The organism is Solimonas soli DSM 21787, from assembly GCF_000474945.1.
In the GTDB taxonomy this organism is placed as follows: domain Bacteria; phylum Pseudomonadota; class Gammaproteobacteria; order Nevskiales; family Nevskiaceae; genus Solimonas; species Solimonas soli.
On the sequence record NZ_KI440839.1, the window covers coordinates 142572 to 165432 of the forward strand.

The 22861-nt window shown below is 69.7% G+C and carries 23 protein-coding genes; 11 read left to right on the top strand and 12 right to left on the bottom strand.

Going from position 1 to position 22861, the window contains the following annotated elements; all coding sequences use genetic code 11:
- A complete protein-coding gene (locus K344_RS22520) occupies positions 1–1176 on the bottom strand; it encodes an MFS transporter (protein WP_169729324.1) in 1176 nt (391 codons plus the stop codon).
- A gap of 289 nt (positions 1177–1465) precedes the next feature.
- Here K344_RS22520 and trpE point away from each other — a divergent pair, with 289 nt between their 5' ends.
- Positions 1466–2917 (top strand): anthranilate synthase component I, encoded by a 1452-nt coding sequence (gene trpE, locus K344_RS0118460; protein ID WP_028081910.1) that lies wholly within the window; start codon positions 1466–1468, stop codon positions 2915–2917.
- A gap of 25 nt (positions 2918–2942) precedes the next feature.
- Positions 2943–3302: a hypothetical protein gene (locus K344_RS0118465; protein ID WP_028081911.1), complete on the top strand. Its 360-nt coding sequence runs from the start codon at positions 2943–2945 to the stop codon at positions 3300–3302.
- 33 nt (positions 3303–3335) lie between these two features.
- On the opposite strand, the gene K344_RS0118470 is transcribed toward K344_RS0118465, so the two are convergent.
- The 3 genes from K344_RS0118470 to K344_RS0118480 form a co-directional block, all read right to left on the bottom strand.
- Complete coding sequence (locus K344_RS0118470; protein ID WP_028081912.1) at positions 3336–3803, bottom strand: MaoC family dehydratase; 468 nt, start codon at positions 3801–3803, stop codon at positions 3336–3338.
- A gap of 72 nt (positions 3804–3875) precedes the next feature.
- Entirely contained in the window at positions 3876–4859 is a 984-nt protein-coding gene (locus K344_RS0118475) for a sensor histidine kinase (protein ID WP_157623111.1), read from the bottom strand.
- Between the two features lie 26 nt (positions 4860–4885).
- Positions 4886–6298, bottom strand: a complete 1413-nt coding sequence (locus K344_RS0118480; protein ID WP_084197613.1) for a sigma-54-dependent transcriptional regulator — start codon at positions 6296–6298, stop codon at positions 4886–4888.
- Positions 6299–6510: 212 nt separating this feature from the next.
- Between K344_RS0118480 and K344_RS0118485 the strand changes: the two genes are divergently transcribed.
- From K344_RS0118485 to K344_RS0118510, 6 genes are all read left to right on the top strand, one after another.
- Positions 6511–6834, top strand: coding sequence for a BON domain-containing protein (locus K344_RS0118485; protein WP_043114947.1), 324 nt, complete (start codon positions 6511–6513; stop codon positions 6832–6834).
- A 14-nt stretch (positions 6835–6848) separates the two neighbouring features.
- On the top strand, positions 6849–7013 hold the full coding sequence (locus tag K344_RS23700; RefSeq protein WP_028081916.1) for a DUF1328 domain-containing protein: 165 nt from the start codon (positions 6849–6851) through the stop codon (positions 7011–7013).
- Between the two features lie 63 nt (positions 7014–7076).
- Positions 7077–7562: a hypothetical protein gene (locus K344_RS0118495; RefSeq protein WP_157623113.1), complete on the top strand. Its 486-nt coding sequence runs from the start codon at positions 7077–7079 to the stop codon at positions 7560–7562.
- Positions 7563–7600: 38 nt separating this feature from the next.
- Positions 7601–7786 carry a hypothetical protein gene (locus tag K344_RS0118500; protein ID WP_028081918.1) on the top strand — a complete coding sequence of 62 codons (186 nt, stop codon included), beginning with the start codon at positions 7601–7603 and terminating at the stop codon, positions 7784–7786.
- The gene (locus tag K344_RS0118505) at positions 7776–8207 is read left to right on the top strand and encodes a hypothetical protein (protein ID WP_043114949.1); all 432 of its coding nucleotides are present in this window, start codon (positions 7776–7778) and stop codon (positions 8205–8207) included. Before K344_RS0118500 ends, K344_RS0118505 begins: the two co-directional genes overlap by 11 nt.
- A gap of 141 nt (positions 8208–8348) precedes the next feature.
- A complete protein-coding gene (locus tag K344_RS0118510) occupies positions 8349–10277 on the top strand; it encodes a PAS domain-containing hybrid sensor histidine kinase/response regulator (protein WP_436278837.1) in 1929 nt (642 codons plus the stop codon).
- A gap of 15 nt (positions 10278–10292) precedes the next feature.
- Here K344_RS0118510 and K344_RS0118515 read toward each other — a convergent pair whose 3' ends face one another.
- From K344_RS0118515 to K344_RS0118545, 7 genes are all read right to left on the bottom strand, one after another.
- Complete coding sequence (locus tag K344_RS0118515) at positions 10293–10997, bottom strand: glutathione S-transferase N-terminal domain-containing protein (RefSeq protein WP_028081921.1); 705 nt, start codon at positions 10995–10997, stop codon at positions 10293–10295.
- Positions 10998–11011: 14 nt separating this feature from the next.
- Positions 11012–12475 (bottom strand): efflux transporter outer membrane subunit, encoded by a 1464-nt coding sequence (locus K344_RS0118520; RefSeq protein WP_028081922.1) that lies wholly within the window; start codon positions 12473–12475, stop codon positions 11012–11014.
- Entirely contained in the window at positions 12472–13569 is a 1098-nt protein-coding gene (locus K344_RS0118525) for an alkene reductase (RefSeq protein ID WP_028081923.1), read from the bottom strand. The genes K344_RS0118520 and K344_RS0118525 overlap by 4 nt, the downstream gene beginning before the upstream one ends.
- 69 nt (positions 13570–13638) lie before the next feature.
- Entirely contained in the window at positions 13639–13983 is a 345-nt protein-coding gene (gene trxA, locus K344_RS0118530; protein WP_028081924.1) for a thioredoxin, read from the bottom strand.
- A 45-nt stretch (positions 13984–14028) separates the two neighbouring features.
- Entirely contained in the window at positions 14029–14313 is a 285-nt protein-coding gene (locus K344_RS0118535; protein WP_028081925.1) for an SDR family NAD(P)-dependent oxidoreductase, read from the bottom strand.
- Between the two features lie 109 nt (positions 14314–14422).
- Entirely contained in the window at positions 14423–17602 is a 3180-nt protein-coding gene (locus K344_RS0118540; RefSeq protein WP_028081926.1) for an efflux RND transporter permease subunit, read from the bottom strand.
- 35 nt (positions 17603–17637) lie between these two features.
- On the bottom strand, positions 17638–18858 hold the full coding sequence (locus tag K344_RS0118545) for an efflux RND transporter periplasmic adaptor subunit (protein ID WP_051362408.1): 1221 nt from the start codon (positions 18856–18858) through the stop codon (positions 17638–17640).
- Between the two features lie 206 nt (positions 18859–19064).
- On the opposite strand from K344_RS0118545, the gene K344_RS0118550 reads away from it, so the two are divergent.
- Both K344_RS0118550 and K344_RS23245 read left to right on the top strand, forming a co-directional pair.
- Positions 19065–19712: a TetR/AcrR family transcriptional regulator gene (locus K344_RS0118550; RefSeq protein ID WP_028081928.1), complete on the top strand. Its 648-nt coding sequence runs from the start codon at positions 19065–19067 to the stop codon at positions 19710–19712.
- 70 nt (positions 19713–19782) lie between these two features.
- On the top strand, positions 19783–20631 hold the full coding sequence (locus K344_RS23245) for a hypothetical protein (protein ID WP_157623115.1): 849 nt from the start codon (positions 19783–19785) through the stop codon (positions 20629–20631).
- A gap of 151 nt (positions 20632–20782) precedes the next feature.
- Here K344_RS23245 and K344_RS22530 read toward each other — a convergent pair whose 3' ends face one another.
- Positions 20783–21958, bottom strand: coding sequence for a lipid A deacylase LpxR family protein (locus K344_RS22530; RefSeq protein WP_169729325.1), 1176 nt, complete (start codon positions 21956–21958; stop codon positions 20783–20785).
- 243 nt (positions 21959–22201) lie between these two features.
- On the opposite strand from K344_RS22530, the gene K344_RS0118570 reads away from it, so the two are divergent.
- Positions 22202–22849 (top strand): TetR/AcrR family transcriptional regulator, encoded by a 648-nt coding sequence (locus K344_RS0118570; RefSeq protein ID WP_028081931.1) that lies wholly within the window; start codon positions 22202–22204, stop codon positions 22847–22849.
- Positions 22850–22861: the final 12 nt, after the last annotated feature.

The following is a 22861-nucleotide window of genomic DNA, read 5'->3' on the forward strand; positions in this document are numbered from 1 at the left end:
CTACCGGTTCGCGCCCGGCTGCAGCCGTCGCGCCAAACGCATGATCATCGCCAGCGCCAGCGCACACAGCAGGGCCGCGGCGACATAGACCGGGCGGTAGTCCTGCGCGAGCACCAGGAGCCCGCCGAGCGGTCCGGCGAGGCTCATCGCCACGTCGCTGAACACCGTGTAGAGGCCCAGCGCGGCGCCGCGATTTTCGTCCGGGATGCGGCGCAGCGCCTCGACCGCCAGCGCCGGAAAAATCAGCGCGAAGCCGCTGCCGGCGAGCGCCGCGCCGAGCGTCGTCAGCCAGGCCGAAGCGGCGAACGCGACGAGCGCGAGCCCGATCGTCTCGACCGCGAAGGAGATCGACGCGACGCGATAGCCGCCGCGGCGGCGGATCGCATCGCTGAACAGCAGGCGCACGGCGATCATCGCCGCCGTGAACGCCGACAGGGCCAGCGCCGCACCGCTCCAGCCACGGCTCGCGAAATGCAGCACGATGAAGCTGGCGATCACGCCGAAGCCGGCACCGCCGAAGGCGAGCCCCATGCCGAACGGCGCGATGCGCGACAGCAGCCGGCCGAAAGGCAGCGGCCGGCCGGGCACGACCGCGACCGCGGCGCTGCGGCTCGCCAGACCGTGCATCGCCAGCGCGACGGCGATGCAGACCACGCCCACCGCCGGCAGTCCGCAAGCGCCGTCGAGCAGCACGCCGAGCGGCGCGCCGATGCCCATCGCGCCGTAGGTGGAAATGCCATTCCAGGAAATCGCCGTCGCCATCGATTGCGGACCGGCGCGGCGCGTCGCCCACATGATCGCCGCGGTGGCGACGAAGCTCTCGCCGACGCCCAGCGTCAGCCGGGCGGCGAGCAGCGCGGCGAGCGCCAGCGGCGGGCTGGCGACCAGCAGCGGCGCCAGCGTCAGCAGCGCGCCGCTGACGCTCACGCCGAGCAGGCCGCGCAGCGCGGCGTGCTTCGGGCCGTCGCGATCGACGAGCGTGCCGACGAAGCCGCGGCTGATCAGCGTCGCGAGGTATTGCGCGCCGATCACCACGCCGACCGTCACCGTGCCGTAGCCGAGCCGGAAGTGCACGAAGCCCGGCAGCGCGGCGAGCTGCAGGCCGATGATCAGATACGCGGTGAAGGTGCACAGCAGCGGCACGACGCTGCTGGACGGCGGGAGCACATGGCGCATGGATGAACGCATGCCGCGCGCGGCGCGCACGGTCGTGGAGGAACGCGCCTACTCTAGCCGAGCGGCCTTGCGCGCAGGTGAAGCGGCCCGCCGGTGATCGGCAGGTCGGCTTCGCGTATAGTGCGGCCCGATCCGATTGTCCCGGTGAGAGACCGACCCATGCTTCAGTCCCCGCAATGGACCGCGTACCCGCGCGGATGGTGGCGATGGCGCTGATGCGCGCCGCGGCCGTCCGGCCGCCCGTCCCCTTCCCTTGCTCCGTTTGCTCGCTGTCCCAGGACTGAAGACCATGACGCAATACAACCGCATCGCGCTGACGCGCGAGCTGCCCGGCGACCTCGACACGCCGGTCGGCGCCTATCTCAAGCTCGCACACCGGCCCCACGCCCGGGGGTATTCCTTCCTGCTCGAATCGATGGTCGGCGGCGAGCAGTGGGGCCGCTACTCGTTCATCGGCCTGCCCTCGCGCGAAGTGCTGCGCGTGGTCGGCCATGACATCACGGTGACGCGCGACGGCGAAACCGTCGAGACCGCACAGGTCGCCGACCCGCTGCCGTGGATCCGCGCCTACGCTGCCCGCCACCGCGTGCGGCCGGACGCGGCGCTGCCGCGCTTCTCCGGCGGCCTGGTCGGCTACTTCGGCTACGACTGCGTGCGCTACTTCGAGCCGAAGCTGGCGGCCACCAACCAGGACGATCCGCTCGGCGTGCCGGACATCCTGCTGATGCGCGCCGAAGAGCTGGTCGTGTTCGACACGCTGCGCGCGACCTTGACCATCATCACGCACGCCGATCCCGGCGACGCGGCCGACGTCGCGCGCGCAACGCAGCGGCTCGACGACATCGAGGCGCTGCTCGCGCGTCCGCTCGCGCAGCCGCCGCCGGCGCCGGCCGCCGGCGCAGGCGCGCTGCCGTTCACCTCGAGCTTCGGCGAGGAGCCGTTCAGGAAGGCGGTGCGCAGGATCCAGGACTACATCGCCGCCGGCGACTGCATGCAGGTGGTGCCGTCGCAGCGCCTGAGCGCGCCGTTCAGCGCCGACCCGGTGCAGCTGTATCGCGCGATCCGCCGCCTCAATCCCTCGCCCTACCTGTACTGCATGGACCTCGGCGATCACCACGTGGTCGGCGCCTCGCCGGAAGTGCTGGCGCGCGTCGAGAACGGCCTCGTCACCGTGCGGCCGATCGCCGGCACGCGCAAGCGCGGCAGGAACGTCGAGGAAGACGCCGCGCTCGCCGCCGAGCTGCTCGCCGACCCGAAGGAGACTGCCGAGCACCTGATGCTGATCGACCTCGGCCGCAACGACGTCGGCCGCGTCTCGCAAACGGGCAGCGTGCGGCTCACCGAGAAGATGGTGATCGAGCGCTACAGCCACGTGATGCACATCGTCAGCAACGTCACCGGCCAGCTCAAGCCCGGCCTCGACGCGCTCGATGCGCTCGCCGCGATCTTCCCGGCCGGCACGCTGTCCGGCGCGCCGAAGGTGCGCGCGATGGAAATCATCGACGAGCTCGAGCCGGTCAAGCGCGGCATCTACGGCGGCGCCGTCGGCTATCTCGGCTGGGACGGCAACATGGACACCGCGATCGCCATCCGCACCGCCGTCATCAAGGACGGCCAGGTTCATGTGCAGGCCGGTGCCGGCATCGTCGCCGATTCCGATCCGCAGTCGGAATGGGACGAGACGATGAACAAGGCGGCGGCGATGCTGCGCGCGGCGGCGTCCGTGTCGGTGTCCGGCTGAGCGTCGGCGCGCACGCCGCGTCGCCATGCGCAAACGGCTACTCGTCGCGATCGCCATCCTGCTCGCCGCCGCGGCGGCCGCGGCGGCTTACCGGCATTGGCGCGGCGCGCCCGTGGCGGCATCGGTGTTCATCGGCGCGCGGACCTGCGGCGTCGAGCTGCGGGGCGCGGCGCTGATCGAAGCCATGCGCTGCGCCGAGGTCGTGCCGTATCTGCGCGCGCATCTCGCCGGCAGCGGCGCGGATGTCGCGCTCGGCTACGTCGAAGGTCGCGACGATGCACGCGCCCGCGAGCTGTCCGCCGCCCTGCAGGCGGCGGGATACCGTCAAGCGATCACCACGGCGATCGACACCCCCTCTCCCGCCGGCAGCGCGACACCGCCCTGAACGGCCGCGGCGCTGACGGCACCGCGCGCCGGGCTACGGCCGTCCGGCCAGCATGCGCTTGGCGGTATAGACGAGCACCTGCTCGCCGCGCGTGTTGTGCACCTCGATCTCGCTCGTCACCACGGCGCGGTTGCCCTTCGACGTCGGCTTGACGTCGGTGATGGTGACGATCGCCCAGATTGTGTCGCCGACCCGCACCGGCTTGAGCGCCTTCAGCGACATCTCCAGCAGCGCGAGGCCGGTGCCCTGGATCATGGTCTGGAACAGAAGGCCCTCGATGAGGCCCTGCGTGAGGGCCGCCGGCACGGCGCGGCCGCTCATCGCCGCGCCCTCGAATTCGGCGTCGATGAAAATCGCCTCGAGCATGCCGGTGACCGAGATGAAGTTGACCAGGTCGGTTTCGGTCACCGTGCGGCGGATGGTGCGGAAGCGCTGGCCGGCGTGAATGTCCTGCCAGTAGAAGCCCTGGCCGAGCGGGGTCGGTTCTGCGGTGGCGCTCACGTCGGTTCCTTTGCGCTGTGCTGCCGTGGTTGGGCTGCCGGATCGCGGCGGCGATGCGGCCGCGGGCCGCCGCTATGATCGCATCGTCGCGGCGGCCGGCGCCGCGCCGAAGCACAGCCGCAGTTCACCGCCGTGCAGGGTCAGCGACAGCGGCTCCTCGTCGAGCAGCAAGGCCAGGGTGGCGACGACCGCGGCAGTGCTCGGCGGCCGGCCGCCCCACTCGAAGCCGCCGGCTTCGGCATCCGCCGGCGGCGCGTCGCGAATGCGCAGGACCGGCGCCGGCGCGGAGGCCAGCCATTCCGCGCGCAGTTCCTGCCGCGCCCCGGACAGGCCATCGCAGGCGAGCAGCAAGGCGGCGATGATGGCCAGCTCGACGTGCGCCGCCACGCGCGGCGGGCCGCTGCCTTCGAGCGCGTCGAGCGCATCGGCATGCAGGCGGATGTCGTGCAGCGAACCGTAGTTGCGCACCATGCGCAGCGCCGCGGCCACGATCGCCGCCATGTCGCTCTCGCCGCCCGGGCCCGGCGCTGCGAGCCACAGGGCGACCAGCGCATCCTGGCGCGCGGCGAGGTCGCGCTGGCGTTCGCGGATCACGCGGGCGCTGGCGTTCGCGCGTTCCACCGAATCGGGCATGGCGATCAGCCGGCCGAGCAGATCGGCGTGCAGCGACAGGGCGTTCATCGGATTGCGTAGCTCGTGCAGCAGCTGCGAGGCGAGGCGCTCGGCGAGCTGGCGGCGCAAGCGCATGAAACTGCAGCGGCGGCTCTCGCTGAGCGCCTGCGCGGCCCATAGCGCCACGGACGCGGGCGCGGCGACGCGACGCAGACGCCAGGTCGCGTCATGGCCGCGCGCCAGCAGCGTGTCGCCGATCGCCGCGCCGCGCATGCGCGCCAGCAGCGCGGTCGAGGGCTGCAGCGCGGCGGCGCCGTCGAGCGGCAGCAGCCCATCGTCCGTGACCAGATGGCAGGCGGCATCGGGCATCGCCGCGGCACGCCAGTGCGCGGGCACCGTCTCGTCGTCCGCGTAAGACTCCAGGGCCTGCAACATCGCGCGCATCGTCATCGGCTCCTTGCGCATCCCGCCTACACTGCGCGCTCGAAGCGCTTCAGCTTGTTGTACAGCGTCTTGACGCTGACGCCGAGCGCCGCCGCGGCCCGCGTGCGGTTGCCGCCGTGCAGCTGCAGGGTGCTCAGGATCAGCTCCCGTTCGGCATCGCGCAGGCGTCCGGACGCCGTCGATGCCGGCATCGCGACTGCACGCGCCGTGCCCGCGGCAGGCGGCTGAGCCGACACCGGCACGTCGGGCAGCAGGAGATGTTCGGGTTCGATCGTGCCGCCGCTGAGCAGGCAGGCGCGCTCGATGACGTTGCGCAGCTCGCGCACATTGCCGGGCCAGCGGTGCCGCAGCATCGCCGCCATGGCGTCGGAGGACAGGCTCTGCGCCTGCGCGCCGCGGCCGCCGAACTGCGCGATGAAATGCTCGGCCAGTGCCAGCAGGTCGGTGCCGCGCTCGCGCAGCGGCGGCAGGGTGATCGGAAAGACCTGCAGACGGTAGTAGAGGTCGAGGCGGAAGCGCCCGGCTTCGACGTCGCGCAAGGGATCGCGGTTGGTCGCGGCGACGATGCGCACGTTGACGGCGATTTCGCGGTCGCCGCCGACGCGGATGATGGTGCCGGTTTCCAGCGCGCGCAGCAGCGTGGCCTGCAGATCGAGCGGCATCTCGGCGATCTCGTCGAGGAACAGCGTGCCGCCTTCGGCGCGCTCGAAAATGCCGTGGTGGCGACGATGCGCGCCGGTGAAGCTGCCCTTCTCGTGGCCGAACAGCTCGCTGGCGATCAGCTGCGGCGAGACCGTGGCGCAATTCAGAGCCACGAACGGCCCGCCGGCGCGCGCCGAACGTTCGTGCAGATAGCGCGCCGCGACTTCCTTGCCGGTGCCGCTCTCGCCCTGGATGAAGACCGTGATTTCGCTGCCGGCGACGCGGTCGAGCAAGGCATGCACGCGTTGCATGGCCGGTGAACGGCCGACGATGACGGTCGGCGCCGGCGACGCGCTTTCGCCGGACGACGGCGCAGGGGCCGCCGCCGTCGGCTCCGGCGACGCGCGGCTGCTGTCGCGCGCCTTGCGCACGCGCGCCAGTGTGTTGCGCAGCTCGCTGAGATCGAGCGGCTTGGTCAGATAGTCGAAGACCTGGTGACGCAGGGCCTGCAGGACGTTGCGCACGTCGCTGTGGCCGGTCAGCACGACGAACTCGCGCGCGCGCTCGCGCGGCGTGTCGCGGATCAGCGTCATGCCGCTGCCGTCCGGCAGTGACAGGTCGACCAGCACCAGATCGTAGGCACGCTGGCGCAGGCGGGCGGCGGCATCGGCGAGCGTCAGCGCGCTGTCGACCGCATAGCCCTCGCCGCACAGATAGTCGGCGAGGCCGGTGGTCAGGTCCTGGTCGTCATCGACCCAGAGCACGCTCAGCGCGCCGGGAGGAGGGGGCTTCGGCATGGCGGCACTCGGTAATTTTCCGGACGAGTCGGAAATTCTTACACGCCATTCTTACCGCGTTACCGCGGCGGCGGGCAAGCCCGGTGCCGCGAGGAAAGCGCAAGTCCATGTAGCGCCGATATTTTCCCGGGCGGCCCGGCAATGCATTGACGTGGCACATGCCCTGCTCTTTTTCCTGTGTCCCACCTTACTGGCGCAACGAGGAGTCCATCATGGATGAGAAGCTGCTGCACCGTGTCCTGCTTTCCGCTTTTGTCGCCTGCACCCTGCTCGCGAGCAGCGGCTGCGCCGTGACCCGCGGCCAGTCGACGGCCGGCGAATACGTCGACGACGCGACCATCACCACCAAGGTCAAGGCGAAGTTCGCCGAAGACGCCACGGTGAGCGCGATGGCGATCAGCGTCGAAACGCTGCAGGGCGTCGTCCAGCTGTCGGGCTTCGCCAAGAACCAGGCCGAGAAGGACCGCGCCGCGCAGCTCGCCAGCTCGACCGTAGGCGTGAAGTCGGTCAAGAACGCCATCGTCGTCAAGAGCTGAGCCGGGAGCACGCCATGTTCTATTGGGCTGCCGTCTTTCTCGTCATTGCCGTCGTTTCCGCTTTGCTCGGTTTCGGCGGCGTCGCCGGCATTTCGCAGGAGATCGCCTGGACCCTGGCGATCGCCGGCATCGTCCTCGCGGTGGTGTCGTTCCTTCTGGGACGGCGCCGCATCGAGTGATGCGGCGTCGGTGATTCGCGACTGAGCGTTACGCAGCTGGACCACAGGAAAAGGATTTCCACCATGCTCGACGCAATCGATGTGACACCCGTGTACCAGCAGGTCGCCTACGAGGTCGCACCTTCCGCGTACACGCATGCAGCGAAGGGAAGCGCTGTGCCGCACATCGCGGTGGGAGCGGACACTCAGGCGCGGGTCACCGACGTACGCATTCATTGCGTGGTGAGCAACGCGAGCCGCGGGGAGGTCGCCGTGTGCGACAACGCCACGCTGATTTCGCTGGCGCACGCGCCGGGCGCGGTCGCGCGCCCCGCCGCGCTGCGGCAGGCGGCCGACGACCTCGGCGCGGCCCTGGACGGCAGCGCCGGACCGGCGCCGGCGGCCTACATCGTGTCGCGGGACGAGGACCCCAAGGCCTTGCTGGCCTACGAATCGCCGACGCGCCGCTGGCTGGCCGACCTGCTGCTCACGGCCGCCATCGGCCTGCTGCTGGTCAGCTGCTTTCTGTTCATCACCTCGCGCATCCCGCTGCCGGAACGGCCGCGCTGAGCGCACTCATCCGCAATCGCTACTCAGGAGGATCAGGCATGACCATTGAACAGTTCGCCCGGCGTCGCCGCATGATTTCCGAGTATCTCGACCATATCTTCAGCGAGCGCGACCGGCTCGACTGGGTCGGCGCCAAGGGAATGACGAATCCCAAGTTCCGCGACGTGGTCGCGGCGCAGGAGCGCCTGCTGAACGCCATGGAGGAGATGCTCCATGCGCGCTGAGCCCCTGGCCGTGACGGCGGCGCTCGATGATCGCAAGCGCCTGCTCGATCTGCTGCAGGCCTTCGCCGTCGAGCCGGTCGCCGGCCACCGCCGCGACCTGCTGCGCCTGGCCATCGACCTGTTCGACATCAACCAGCATTTCGAGACGCCGGTCGATGCCGGCCAGCGCGCCGAACTCGACGCCCTGTTCGATCTGATCGAGATCGTCGAGATGAGCGACCCGCGGTCGCGTCTGTTCGTCACCCGCGGCCTGGAACTCAAGGGCCACCTCGAGCGCTATCTGCATGCGCGGCCCCTGTCGCTCGCCGCGCCGCCGGCCGACGCCGAGCCGGCCTTGCTGGCGCGCTGCGAACGCCTGCGCGAACGCGCCGACCTGCTGCTCGAACGCTTCGCGCCCGCCACTCTGGCGATTGCCGCATAAGCGCCTCGCCGCTTCGTCGTTCGTTCATCGCCATCCGACCCGGGAACGCCCCTCGCCATGGCGTTTCCGAGTCGCTACGCTAACGCGACCACTCCTGCTCGACGGCCCTTGCAGACCGGGATTTCAGCCATCGCCGACGTACTGCCAGACCAGCGACGCGCCGTTCCCTTGCGCCTGCGCGATTCCTGGGCGGTATCCGATTCCGACTATCGCCTGCTCGTCGACGCGGTGTCGGACTACGCGATCTTCATGCTCGATCCGGGCGGCCATGTGCTGACCTGGAACACCGGCGCCCGCAAGCTCAAGGGCTACGAGGCCGAGCAGATCATCGGCCGCCATTTCTCGGTGTTCTATCCGCAAAGCCGCATCGACGAAGGCTGGCCCGAGCAGGAACTGCGCGCCGCCATCGAGCTCGGCCGCTTCGAGGACGAAGGCTGGCGCGTGCGCGCCGACGGCTCCCTGTTCTGGGCCAATGTCATCATCACCAAGCTGGTCGACCAGAACGGCGAGTTCCGCGGCTTCTCGAAAATCACCCGCGACCTCACCGAGCGCCGCCAGCAGGAGGAACTGCTGCGCCTCAGCGAGGAGCGCTTCCGCCTGATCGTCGACGGCGTCAAGGATTACGCGATCTTCATGCTCGACCCGGCCGGCCGCATCGCCAGCTGGAACGCGGGCGCGCAGCACAACACCGGCTACGAGGCGATCGAAGTCATCGGCCAGCCGGCGACGATGTTCCATCCGCCGGAACTGATCAGCAGCGGCACCGCCAACGACGAGCTGCGCATCGCCCTGCGGGAAGGACGCCACGAACGCATCGGCTGGTGCGTGCGCAAGGACGGCAGCCGCTTCTGGGCCAGCATCGTGCTCACCGCGCTGCACGATCCCTCCGGCCGCCACCGCGGCTTCGCCAACATCACCCGCGACCTCACCGATCGGCGGCGCATCAGCACGCTGGAAGATGAAAGCCGGCGCATCACGACCTTCCTCGCCATGCTCGGCCACGAGCTGCGCAATCCGCTGGCACCGATCGTCAATGCGCTGCATATCATGGAACGCGCCGATCGCGACGAGGAGGCGGCGCGCGGCGCGCGCCAGGTCATCGGCGGCCAGGTCCGGCACATCACGCGCATGGTCGACGACCTTCTCGACATCGGCCGGATCACCAGCGGCAAGATCCACATCGAGCGCAAGCCCTTGCAGCTCAGCGAAGCCCTGCACGAAGTGGTCGACACGCTGATGCCGGCCCTGCGCGAGAAGCGTCACAGCCTGCAGACCGAGATCGACGACGCCTCGCTGTGGATCCTCGGCGACCGCACGCGCGTCGTGCAGATCGTCAACAATCTGCTCGCCAACGCCATCAAGTTCACGCCGGAGGGCGGCCGCATCGGCCTGTCCATGTCTAAGCGCGGCGGCAAGGCGGAAATCTTCGTGCGCGACAACGGCCCCGGCATCGCGCCCGAACTGCTGCCGAAGATCTTCAACCTGTTCGTGCAGGGCGATCAGGACATGGCGCGGCCGCAGGGCGGGCTCGGCCTCGGCCTCAGTCTCGTGCAGCAGATGGTCGCCCTGCATGGCGGCGACGTGACGGCGCACAGCACCGGCAACGCCGGCGAAGGCGCCGAGTTCGAACTGCGCCTGCCCCTGATTCCGGCGCCGGCGGCGTTGCCCGGGCCGCGACCGACGCGCGCGCTGCGGCAACCGGCGCGCATCCTGATCGTCGACGACAACCGCGACGCCGCCGACACCATGGCCTACCTGTTCGAAACCTTCGGCTACGAGGCGACGACCGCCTACGACGGACACGCCGCGCTCGCGGCCGTCAACAGCCGGCGGCCGGATGTGGTGCTGCTCGACATCGGCCTGCCGGGTCTCAGCGGCCTCGACGTGGCGCGCATCATCAATGTCGGACGCGAGGCGCCGCTGCTGATCGCCGTGTCCGGCTACGGCCAGGACAAGGATCGCGCGGCCAGCCTCGAAGCCGGCTTTCGCGCGCACCTCACCAAGCCGGTCAATGCCAACGAGCTGCTCGCCTACATCGAGCAGCTGCTCGGCGAACGCGACAGCGCCTGAGCGGCGCCGCGAGGCTCAGCCGGCGGCGCGGATCCGCGCCGCATCCTGGCCGAACAGCACGCGCCGCGCCTCCTCGTCGACCGTCGGCTGCTGATTGATGGTCGCCGCGAGCGCATAGGCACGCTGCACGGCCGGACGCGCGGCGATCGTCTCGAACCAGCGCCTGAGGTTGGGAAAATCGTCGAGATTCTGGCCCTGTCCCTCGTGCGGCACGATCCACGGATAAGCCGCCATGTCGGCGATCGAGTACGCGCCGGCGACGAACTCGCGATCGGCGAGGCGCCGGTCGAGCACGCCGTAGAGCCGGTTGGTTTCCTTGACGTAGCGCTCGATCGCGTAGGGCAGCTTCTCGGGCGCGTAGTTGCGGAAATGGTGGTTCTGTCCCGCCATCGGCCCGAGGCCCGCCATCTGCCAGAACAGCCATTGCAGCGCCTCGAAGCGACCGCGCGTGTCGGCCGGCAGAAAGCGGCCGCTCTTCTCGGCGAGGTACGTGAGGATCGCGCCCGACTCGAACAGGGCGATCGGCTCGCCGCCATCGGCCGGCGCGTGATCGACGATCGCCGGAATGCGGTTGTTCGGCGCGATCTCCAGGAACGCCGGCCTGAACTGCTCGCCGCGGCCGATGTTGACCGGCACCACGCGGTATTCGAGTCCGGCTTCCTCGAGGAAGATGGTGATCTTGTGGCCGTTCGGCGTCGTCCAGTAGTGCAGCTCGATCATCGTGCGCGCTCCATTCAGTCCTTGCGTGAGACCGCCGTCGCCGGCGTCGCGTTCCAGCCGCCGCCGAGCGATTTGTACAGCGCGACCAGCGAGGTCGCCGTCCGCGTGCGTGCCTGCGCCAGCGCGTCCTCGGCTTCGAGCTGGCTGCGCTCGGCATCGAGCACGTCGATGAAATCGGCGGCGCCGGCCTCGAAGCGCACGCGCGCCAGCTGCACGGCGCGCGTGCTGGCCTGCGCGCCGGCGTCGAGCAGATCGAGCTTGCGGCGGTTTTCGCCGTAGGCGACCAGCGTGTTCGAGGTTTCCTCGAGCGCCTGCAGCACGCTCTGCTCGTAGCGCGCCAGCGCCGCATCGGCGCCGGCGCGGCGCTGCGCGACGCGCGCCCTGACGCGGCCGAGATCGAAGGCTGCCCAGCTGATGCTGGGGCCGAAGCTGTAGGCGTCGCTGCCGCCGTCGCCGACCGAACTCAGGTGCGCGACCGAGAAACCCGCTTCGCCGGTGAAGCTCACGCGCGGGAAATAGTCGGCGGTGGCGATGCCGATGCCGGCGGTCGCCGCGGCCAGTTGCCGCTCGGCGCTGGCGACGTCGGGACGCCGGCGCAGCAGATCCTCCGGCTTGCCGATCTGCACCAGGCGCGGCAGCGCCGGCAGCGCGGCCGCATCGACCAGCTCGGCATGCAGCGCCGTCGGTTCCAGACCGCTGAGCACGGCGAGGCGATGCTCGGCGTTGGCGAGCGCGATCTTCAGATCCGGAATGCGCGCGCGCGTCGCCGCCAGCTGCGCCTTGGCGCGCGCCTGGTCGAGCTCGGTGCCGCGGCCGTAGTTGAGGCGCGCCTCGGTGTAGTTCAGCGTACCGAGCTGGTTGTCGGCGTTGCCGAGCGCGACCGCGAGCCGCGCCTGCGTGCCGCGCAGTTCGAAGTAGGTGCGCGCGACTTCGGCGGCGACGCTGAGCTGCGCGGCGCGCAGGTCGGCGGCGAGCGCCTCCTCGTTGGCGCGGCTCGCCTCGTTCTCGCGGCGCACGCGGCCGAACAGATCGAGCTCCCAGGCGGCGTCGAAGCCGCCGCCGTACAGCTCGCTGCGACGCTGCTCGCGCGTCTCGCCCGGCAGCTGATCGGCGCTCTGCTGCGTCTTCGCCCAGCCGGCCCCGGCCGTCACCGTCGGCAGATCATCGAGGAACACTTCGCGGCGCAACGCGCGCGCCTGGTTGAGATGGGCGAGCGCGATGCGCAGATCGTGATTCGCCGACAGCGCGCGCGCCTCGAGCGCATCGAGCCCGGCATCGCCGAACACCGACCAGAACTGCGCCGGCGGTTCGCCGGCGTCGTAGAGGGAGACGTCGACGCCGGCATCGGCGCGCGCCGCCGGCAGCTGCGGCGCCTGATAGTCGGGGCCGGCGCTGCAGGCCGCCAGCGCGGCGCCGGCGAGCAGGGTCAGAAGCGCTTTGGACGCGCGGCGCGCGTCAGGGCCAGGATGCCTGTTCATGCGAGGGCAGGTTCGTCGAGAGACGTCGGCTCGAGCGCGGGATAGTCGATGTAGCCGCGCGGGCCCGGCGTGTAGAGCAGCGAGAAATCCGCCTGCGCGAGCGGCGCGTTCTTGCGCAGCCGTTCCACGAGGTCCGGATTGGCGATGAAGGCCTTGCCGTAGATGATCGCATCGGCGCGGCCGCGCGCGAGTTCGGCGCTGCCGCTGTCGCGGTCGTAGCCGCCATTGCGCAGCACGAGGCCGCGGTAATGCAGGCGCAGGATGTCGTAGAGCGCCTCTTCCGCGGGCGCGTCATGGCGATCGTGGCGGAAGTCGAGGAAGGCGACGGCGCGCCGCTCGATCTCCTGCGCGAGGTATTGCAGCAGTGCGGGCGGGTTCGAGTCGCTGATGTCGTTGAACGCCACCAGCGGCGAGATGCGCAGGCCGACGCGGCCGGAGCCGAATACGGCGATCGCCTCGTCGAGCACGGCGAGCAGCAGGCGCGCGCGCTTCTCGATCGAGCCGCCGTATTCATCATCGCGATCGTTGACGCTGTCGCGCAGGAACTGGTCGAGCAGATAGCCGTGCGCGCCGTGCACCTCGACGGCATCGAAGCCGGCGCGGCGCGCGTTCTCGAACGCGTGGCGGAACTGCGTGATCACCTGGCCGACCTCGGCGGTCGTCAGGCGGCGTGGCGTGTCATAGCCCTTGCCGGCCGCCCGCTCCTCGTCACTGGCGCGGATCGCGCGGTCAGTCGATGACACCGGCTGCACGCCGTCGTTCATCGCCGCATGGCTGGCGCGGCCCGGATGGAAGGCCTGCAGGGCGATGCGGCCGCCGGCGTGATGCACGGCGTCGACGACCCGCTTCCAGCCGGCCACCTGCGCCTCGCTGTAGATGCCTGGCTCGTTCATGTAGGCACTGCTGCCGGGCGCGACCAGCGTCGCCTCGGCGATGATCAGGCCGGCCGTGGCACGCTGCGCGTAGTGCGTCGCCATCAGCGCGCCCGGCACGTGACCGGGTTCTGCCCGCGTGCGTGTCAGCGGCGACATGATGATGCGGTTCGGCAGCTGAAGATCGCCGAGCTGCAAGGGGGAAAAAAGCGTCGTCGTCATGGGGATGTCCTTATTTGTGGTCCGGATGCGGTCTCATGCGGCGCGCGGCAGGGCCGCGCGCCGCGCCGGTCAGGCGGCCGCCTCGATATGCGGCGCGACGAAGGCGGCGAGCTGCGACTTCGGCACCGCGCCGACCTGGGTCGCCGCCAGCTCGCCATCCTTGAACAGCATCAGGGTCGGAATGCCGCGAATACCGAGCGAAGCCGGAATCTGCGGGTTCTCGTCGACGTTGAGCTTGACGATCTTCAGGCGTTCGCCGTTCTCGCTGGCGAGCTGGTCGAGCGCCGGTGCCACCATGCGACAGGGGCCGCACCATTCGGCCCAGAAATCGACGAGCACCGGCTGCACGTTGCTCGCCTGCCTGACGTCCTGCTCGAAGCTGGCGTCGGTGACGTGGGAAATGCGTTCGTTCATGACTCTGCTCCTGTGTCCAAAAAGGCGGAGAAGCGGTGCCGGCGCCTACGAGGCGAGGGCCGCTTCGTCGACGACGACGTCGAGATGGCCGTGGCGACGGACGATCTGCTGCTTGGCGGCCGTCAGCGCCGTTGCGTCGCGGCGCTCCAGATGCAGCGCCTCCGCCGACAGGCCTTCGAGCTGCAGGCGCAGGGCGGCATCGACCGCCTTCGCCCATTCCGGCGCGGCAACCACGACATGCAGGCCCTGTCGCGCCAGCGCCCGCGCCTGGGCGAAACGTTCGTCGCGCTGCGCGTCGGTGATCAATGCAATCTTTTCCGTGGACTTCATCGTCGACTCCTGTGCGGTCCCGCGACCGCGTCTTGCGTAACTCTCCGGGGGCTTACCAGGGCAGCACGTCGCCGCGGTGGATCAGCTTGCCGTTCCTTGAATGTCTGTCTCAGTGCGAAGCGGCGGGCTCGACGGCCGGCGGCACGGTGGCAGGCGCCGGCTGCGCACGGCGCCGCGCGAGCTTGCCCAGCACCACGTAGAACAGCGGCGTGAAGAACAGGCCGAAGAAGGTCACGCCGATCATGCCGGCGAACACCGCGATGCCCATCGCCTGCTGCATCTCGGCGCCGGCGCCGCTCGCCGCGGCGAGCGGCAGCACGCCGAAGATGAACGCGAACGAGGTCATCAGGATCGGCCGCAGACGCAGGCGGCAGGCTTCGAGCGCCGCATCGAACGTGCTCATGCCGCGCGCCTCCAGCTCGCGCGCGAACTCGACGATGAGGATCGCGTTCTTCGCGGCGAGCGCGACCAGCACGAACAGGCCGATCTGCGTGAAGATGTTGATCTCGCTCTTCATCAGGAAGACGCCGGCGAGCGCCGACAGCATCGTCATCGGCACGATCAGGATCACCGCCAGCGGCAGCACCAGGCTCTCGTACTGCGCGGCGAGCACCAGGAACACGAACAGCACGGCCAGCGGCAGCACGATGGCGAGCGCCTGCGCCGCGCCGATCTGCTGGAACGCGAGCTCGGTCCATTCGATGCCCACGCCCGGCGGCAGTGTTTCCTGCGCGACGCGCTCCAGCGCCGCCATCGCCTGGCCCGAGCTGTAGCCGGGCGCCGGGCCGCCGTTGATGTCGGCACTCGGGAAGCCGTCGTAGCGCTCGGCCATGTTCGGACCGAAGCTTTCCTTCAGCTGCATGATCGAACCGAGCGGCACCATCTCGCCCTCGGCGTTGCGCGTCTTCAGCAGCAGTGCGTCCTGCGGCCGCACGCGGTACGGCTCGTCGGCCTGCGCGATGACGCGGAAGGTGCGCCCGAACTGGTTGAAGTCGTTGATGTAGTACGAGCCCAGATAGACCTGCATGGTGCGGAACACGGCGTCGAGGTCGATGCCGAGGCGCTTGGCCTTGACGCGGTCGATGTCGGCGTACAGCTGCGGCGCGTTGATGTCGTAGGTCGAGAACACGCGCGCCAGCTCCGGCGTCTGCCGCAGCTTGCCGACGAAGGCCTGCGCCGTGTCGTACAGCGCCGCCGGACCGGCGTTGTTGCGGTCGACCAGGCGTGCCTTGAAACCGCCCGAGGTGCCGAGGCCGAGAATGGCCGGCGGCAGCACGGCGATCACCAGCGCGTCGTCGATCGCGCCGAGCTTCTGGTTCAGCTGCGCGGCGATCTGCGGACCGCGCAGGCCCTTGCGCTCCTTGAAGTCCTTGAGCGGGAAGAACACGACGGCGGCGTCCGAGGAGCGCGTGAAGCCGTTGATCGACAGGCCGGGGAACTGCACGGCGTGCTCGATGCCCGCCTGCGTCAGGCCGATCTCGCCGATACGCTTGACGACCGCCTCGGTGCGCTCGATCGACGAGCCCGGCGGCAGCTGGATCACGGTGACCAGATACCCCTTGTCCTGGGCCGGGATGAAGCCGTTCGGCACCTTCATGAAGCCGACGCCGGTCAGCAGCAACAGGCCGCCGTAGAGGACGAGGCTGATGGTGCCGAAACGCAGGACCTTGCGCACGCCACGCTGGTAGCCGCTCGCCGACTTGTCGAAGAAGCGGTTGAACGGACGGAACAGCCAGCCGAAGCTGCCGTCGATGATGCGCTGCAGCCGGTCCGGCGCCTCGCCATGCCGGCGCAGCAGCAGCGCCGCGACCGCCGGCGACAGGGTCAGCGAGTTGAAGGCCGAGATGATCGACGCGAAGGCGATCACCAGCGCGAACTGCCGGTAGAACTGGCCGTTGAAGCCGCCGACGAAGGCCGGCGGCACGAACACCGCGCACAGCACCAGCGAGATGGCGATGATCGGTCCGGCCACTTCGTCCATCGAGCGGTGCGCGGCGGCGCGCGGCGTCAGCCCTTCGGCGATGCCACGCTCGATGTTCTCGACGACGACGATGGCGTCGTCGACCACGATGCCGACCGCGAGCACCAGACCGAACAGGGTCAGCGTGTTGATCGAGAAGCCGAAGGCCGACATCGCCGCGAAGCTGCCGATGATGGCGACCGGCACGGCGATGATCGGGATCAGCGCCGCGCGCCAGGTCTGCAGGAACAGCACGACGACGATGACGACGAGCAGCAGCGCCTCGAGCAGCGTTTCGATGACGGCGTGGATCGACTGGCGCACGAACACCGTCGGGTCGTAGACGATCGAATAGTCGACGCCCTGCGGGAACTGCTTCTTCAGCTCGGCCATCGTCGCACGCACGCCATCGGCGAGTTCGAGCGCGTTGGCGCCCGGCTGCAGGAAGACCGGCAGCGCGACTGCCGAGCGGTTGTCGAGCAATGAGCGCAGCGCGTATTCGCCGGCGCCGAGTTCGATGCGCGCGACATCGGCGAGGCGCGTGATCTCGCCGTCGGCGCCGCTCTTGATGACGATGTCGCCGAACTGGCGCTCGTCCTGCAGGCGGCCGCGCGCGTCGATCGTCAGCTGGAAGGCCGGGTTGCCGCCGAGCGGCGGCGCGCCGACGCTGCCGGCCGCGACCTGCACGTTCTGCTCGCGCACCGCCTTGACGACGTCGTCGACGGTGAGATCGCACGAAGCCAGCTTCTGCGGATCGAGCCACAGGCGCATGGCGTAGTCGCCGGCGCCGAAGATGCGCACATCGCCGGCGCCCGGCAGGCGCGCCAGGCGGTCGCGCACCTGGATCACCGCGTAGTTGCGCAGGTACAGGCCGTCGTAGCGGCCGTCCGGCGAGAACAGATGCACGACCATCGTCAGGTTTGGCGAGCTCTTGCGCGTGGTGACGCCGGCATTGCGAACCTCTTCCGGCAGGCGCGGCAGCGCCTGCGAGACGCGGTTCTGCACCTGCACCTGGGCACGATCGATGTCGGTACCGAGCTTGAACGTCACCGTCAGCTGCAGCGTGCCGTCCTGCTGCGCCTGCGAGTTCATGTACAGCATGTCCTCGACGCCGACGATCTCCTGCTCGAGCGGCGTGGCGATGGTTTCCGACAGCGTCTGCGCCGTCGCGCCCGGATAGCTGGCGGTGACGACGACGGTCGGCGGCACCACTTGCGGCAGCTCGGAGATCGGCAGGCGGAACACCGCGATCAGCCCGGCAACGAAGACCAGGAAAGAGAGCACGCCGGCGAAGATCGGCCGCTCGATGAAGAAATGGGTGAGCTTCATGGGAGCCTTTGGCTCGTCTCGCGGACGCGCCTCAATTAGTTGACGGCGAACGCCCTGACGTCGCGCGCGTCGGCGGTCGGCTGCGGCGCGGCTTCGACGCGCGCCGTCACCGCCGCGCCCGGTTGCACGCGCTGCTGGCCGGCGACGATCACGCGCTCACCCGGCTTCACGCCGTCGCGGATCACGCGCAGGCCGTCATGCACGCCGCCCAGCGTCACCGCGCGATACTCGACCTTGTTCTGCCCGTCGACGACGTAGACGAACTTCTTGCTCTGGTCGGTGCCGATGGCGCGCTCGTCGAGCAGCGTCGCCGCGTAGCGGCCGCTGCCGACCAGCTGCAGGCGGGCGAACAGGCCCGGCGTGAAGCGGCCGTCCGGGTTCGGCAGCACGGCGCGGGCGCGGATCGTGCCGGTCTGCGGGTCGAGCGCATTGTCGAGGAAATCGATCTTGCCGGCGTGCGGGAAACCCTCCTCGTTGGCGAGTCCGACGAACACCGGCAGCGCCGCTTCGCGCTCGCTCGGCCGCTCGCCGCGGCTCGCCTGCTCGGCGTACTTCAGGTAGCTCTGCTCGTCGCCGTTGAAGTAGACGTAGATCGGATCGACGGAGACGACCGAGGTCAGCACCGTCTGCCCGGCCGTCACATAGTTGCCGGCGGTGACCGCGGCGCGCGACACGCGGCCGGCGATCGGCGCGGTGACACGCGTGAACTCGAGATCGAGCCGCGCCGCTTCGACGGCGGCGCGCGCGGCGCGCAGGTTGGCGGTCATCTGGCCGCGATTGCTGACGCGCGCGTCGTACTCCTCCCTGGAGATGGCATGCGCCTGCAGCAGGTTCTCGGCGCGTGCCGATTCGCTGGCGGCCAGCTCGCTCTGCGCGACGGCGCGCGCCAGCTCGGCTTCGGCCTGGTCGAGGCGCGCCTGGTACGGGCGCGGGTCGATCTTGAACAGCAGGTCGCCCTTCTTGACGAGCTTGCCTTCGTCGTAGGCAACCCGGTCGATGTAGCCGGTCACGCGCGGCCGCAGCTCGACGCGCTCCACGGCCTCGAAGCGGCCGCTGTACTGATCCCAGTCGACGATCTGCTGCTGCACGGCGGCGCGCACCGTGACTTCCGGCGCGGCCGGTGCCTGCGCGGCGTCGGCCTGCGACTGGCAGCCGGACAGGCCGATCGCGGCGAATACCAGCAGCGCCAGCGGCAGCAGGCTCAGCGTAGAATTGCTGATGGTGCGGCTGATGAAAGGACGGACTTGCGAGCTCATGCTACGTCTCCAACAAGCTGGAGCGCCGGCGGGCGCACCCCGGGGATGGGTCTGGCAGCCTTCCGTGCCGTCCGGTTGACGTCCGTGTCGAAACGGGAGAAGCTGCGTGCGTTACCGGTCAGTAACGTTTGATGTACGTTACCGGCCAGTAACATCCTCTGTCAAGAAGTCCGGTGCGGTTTTTTAGGCGGAAGAGGTAAAAAGTTATGAGCGAAGACAAATCGCGGTCGTCGGCGGCGCCGGAAGGCGGCGGTCGCGTCCGTGATCGCATCTTCCAGACGGCCCGTGAGCTGTTCTATCGGCAGGGCATCCGCGCCGTCGGCGTCGACGCCATCGCCTGCGGCGCCGGCACCAACAAGATGAGCTTCTACCGCAGCTTTCCGTCCAAGGACGATCTCGTCGCCGAGTGCCTCAAGGCGCAGGTCGCCGAATCGTGGGAGCGCTGGGACGCGGCGATCGCCCCATACGCCGGCAATCCGCGCCGCCAGATCGAAGCGATCTTCGAGATGATCATGAACAAGGCCTGCGGCGACGATGCCTGCGGCTGCCCGCTCAGCAACGCCGCCGTCGAGCTGCGCGAGGCCGAGCATCCCGGTCATCAGGTGATCCGCGGCCACAAGACCGAGGTGCGCCGCCGCCTGCGCGCGCTCGCCGCCGAAGCCAAGGCCAGCGATCCCGACTCGCTCGGCGACGCCTTGATGCTGCTGCTCGAAGGCAGTACGACGACCCGCCTCACCTTCGCCGGTCGCAGCGGCCCGCTCAGCAACGCCCTGAACGCCGTGCGTACCCTGCTCGATGCCTATGTGCCACCCACCGCGACGGCGGCAAAGAAGCGGAGCAAGGCCGCCGCCTGACCCAGGGCGGCGCGTCAGACGAAAGCCGGCTGCGTCAGTAGCCGGCTTTTTTGTTTCCCGCGACGATCGAATGAAGCGTCTGCCCGCGTCCAAGCGCAGCAGCCTGGCTGCTGCGGCGCTCATCTGCTTTGCCGTCGACCAGCCGGCCCTTGCCCGGTACACCGCGTCCGACACGCCGAAGCCGCCGCGACGCAGCGGAATCGTCCGCCGGCATCGCCGCGATCATCGTCACTTCGCAGCATCGCGAAAAAAAGCTGAAGGACGTACCGATCGCCGTCACCGCCGCCACTGCCGAGCAGATGCAGGCGCAGGGCGTCAGCAATGCCTTCGACACTGGCCGCAAGGTCGGCACGGGCCGGTGCGCATGGAAGGCGCTGCCGGCGATCCGCTGACGCTCGACGACGGGCGTGCGGTCGTCATCGCCGAAGATCGCCTGCAGGTCATGCTCGACGCCAAGCGCACGGTCCGCTCGATCAGCGCGAATCGCGAGATCGCGTCGCTTCAGGATCTCGTCGGTCGTCCGTCGATCGACGGTCTGCGCGGCGCCATCGCGGAAGCGCTGTCCGGCGAAGCCGCGGCGGGCGCGCCCTATACACGCTCATCGGCGCCCTCGCTCGTACACCTGGACGATCCGCTCGGCTGGCATGCGCTTCCGCCGGGCCGCGGCATGGACCACTGCCGCTACCGCCGCATCGACGCGTGGATCGAACACGATCTTATCCGCGTCGACTCGATGACCCAGGACAGCGCCGCCGCGCCCGACGATGCGCGGGAGGCGGCGCACGAATGCGCGCTGCAGGCGACGACCGATGCGCGACGCGAGAGCCGATCGCGGTCGACGCCCGGCCGCACATCCTGCCGTATCGCGAATGTCCCGGCGCCGTCGGCAATCTGCAGCGAGTCGTCGGCGCACCGCTGAACGGGCTGCGCGCACCTGCTCGGAACCTTGCGCCGCACGGACGGCTGCACGCACCTCAATGACGCGACACGCGCACTGGCGGAGATCCCGCAACTGCTGCGAGCGCCGCGTGACGCCGGGCCGGCGTAGGCGCTTCCGGCGCGTTTCGCGCTCAGAGATCGTGCGAGAGCACGAGTCCACCCCACAGCATCGAGCGATCGCCGGGCTCGCGCTTGAGCTCGGAAGTCTGGTAGCGCACCACCCACGACAGCCGGTACTCCTCGTACAGCTGCGCGGTGACGCCGATCCACCCTTCGCCGATCAGCGGCCGCACGTCGCTCTCGCCGTAGTCGAGATCGCTGTCGCGGAACTGGCCCTGCAGGAAACTGTTGTAGAGGCGCGCGTGCAGCTTCACGCCGCCCCACACGTAGAACTCGCGCGAACCCGGATTCATGACGCTGCCGCCGGTCGACGGCGCCGGCTCGGCAATGTACTCGACGCGGTCGGGCGGACCCGCCCACCACGGCGTGTTGATGCGCCCCCAGCGCCAGGACAGCGCGGCGGTGCCTTCGGTCAGGTAACCGACGCTGCCGGCGGCGGCGCTCTTCACCTCGTAGCGCGTGCCGCCGCCGGTCGTACCGGCGAAGCGCAGGTCCTGCCGTGTCAGCGTGTAGCGGAAGGTCGGCTCGCCGCCGTCGGCGATCTGATGATCCCAGCCGCGTGGCTTGCGCGCGCCGATCATCTCGTGGAAGCGGTCCTGAAACTCGGGCACCAGATGCGTGCCGAGCACGCCGACCGACAAGCTCGTGTGATAGACGGTGCTTTCGTCTCCGGTGATGTAGCTGCGGCCGTTGGCCACATAGGCGAGGCTCGCGTAAGGCCGGTCGCCGTCGCGCAGCTCGGCGTCGGCGATGTCGCCCGGCGTGAAGGCCAGCGCCCCGAACTGGATGCTGTGCAGCTGGAAGGCACGGCCGGCGGTCGGGACGAACAGGTTGTCGATCCAGCCGAGCGGCTTGTCGAGCGACAGCCACATCGTCTGCGCGCGGCGGCCGGCGAGCGTGACGGCGATGCCGCCGGTGTAGTCCTCGTCGCGCTCGGTCGGCGTCAGCGTGTCGTTGTCGAAATAGAAGGTCCAGCCGGTGTCGGCACGTTCGCGGCCGGTTTCGTCGAGCACCACGCCCTTCAGCGGTTCGCTGTTCGGAGGCTCGATCTCGCCGTTGCTCGCCTGCGCGCCGTGCGGCGCCGCCCACGCCAGCACCAGCAGCAGCGCGGTACCGCGCAAGGCGCGGCGCAGACCGGCGGCGGCCGGTGACGAAGCTGCATCCTGCTCCTCTTGTCCGGATTTCATTTTCAGTTTCTCCGCATCCGGTGTACCCGTTCCGTGGCCCGGCGCTGCGCGAGGCTGCGGGTCTGCTGCCGCCCTCGCGTCTTGACGCCCGGACCGATCAGCGGAACCCGCTAAGAAAATCGGGGTCGGCGAGTGACCGGTCAGTAACATTATGGTATAAAGTTACCGATCGGTAACGCTCAAGTCAACGGGCACTGTCACCGGGCACTGTCAGGCCGGACACCACGGCAGGAGGTCACCGCCATGAGCCAGCACAAACCGCCGCCGCACGACGCGGCGCCGGCCGGCGAGCGCGTGCGCGACCGCATCTTCAGAACGGCGCGCGAGCTGTTCTATCGGCAAGGCATCCGCGCCGTCGGCGTCGATGCGATCGCCAGCGAAGCCGGCACCAACAAGATGAGCTTCTACCGGAGCTTCGCCTCTAAAGACGAACTCGTCGCTGAATGCCTGCGGGCGCAGGAGGACGAGTACTGGTTGTGGTGGAACACGGTCACGGCGCCGCACGCCGGCGACCCGCGCGCGCAGATCGAGGCGCTGTTCGCCGCCAATGCCGAGCGCTCGCGCCGGATCGAGAGCTGTGGCTGCGCCATCAACAACGCCGCGGTCGAGCTGCGCGACGAAATGCACCCGGGTCACATCATCATCCTGGAGCACAAGGCGGAAGTGCGCCGTCGCCTGCGCGCCCTCGCCGCGGCCGCCGGCGCCGAAGACGCCGACACCCTGGGCGATGCCCTGATGCTGCTGCTCGAAGGCAGCGCCGCGACGCGGCTTACCTTCGACGACTGTGACAGCGCACCGCTGTGCAAGGCCTCGGCCGGCGCCCGCGCGCTGCTCGATGCCTATCTGCCGGCGGCCGGCGAGCGGGCCGCCAAGCGACGCGGCGCCGCCTAGGACCGGCGAACG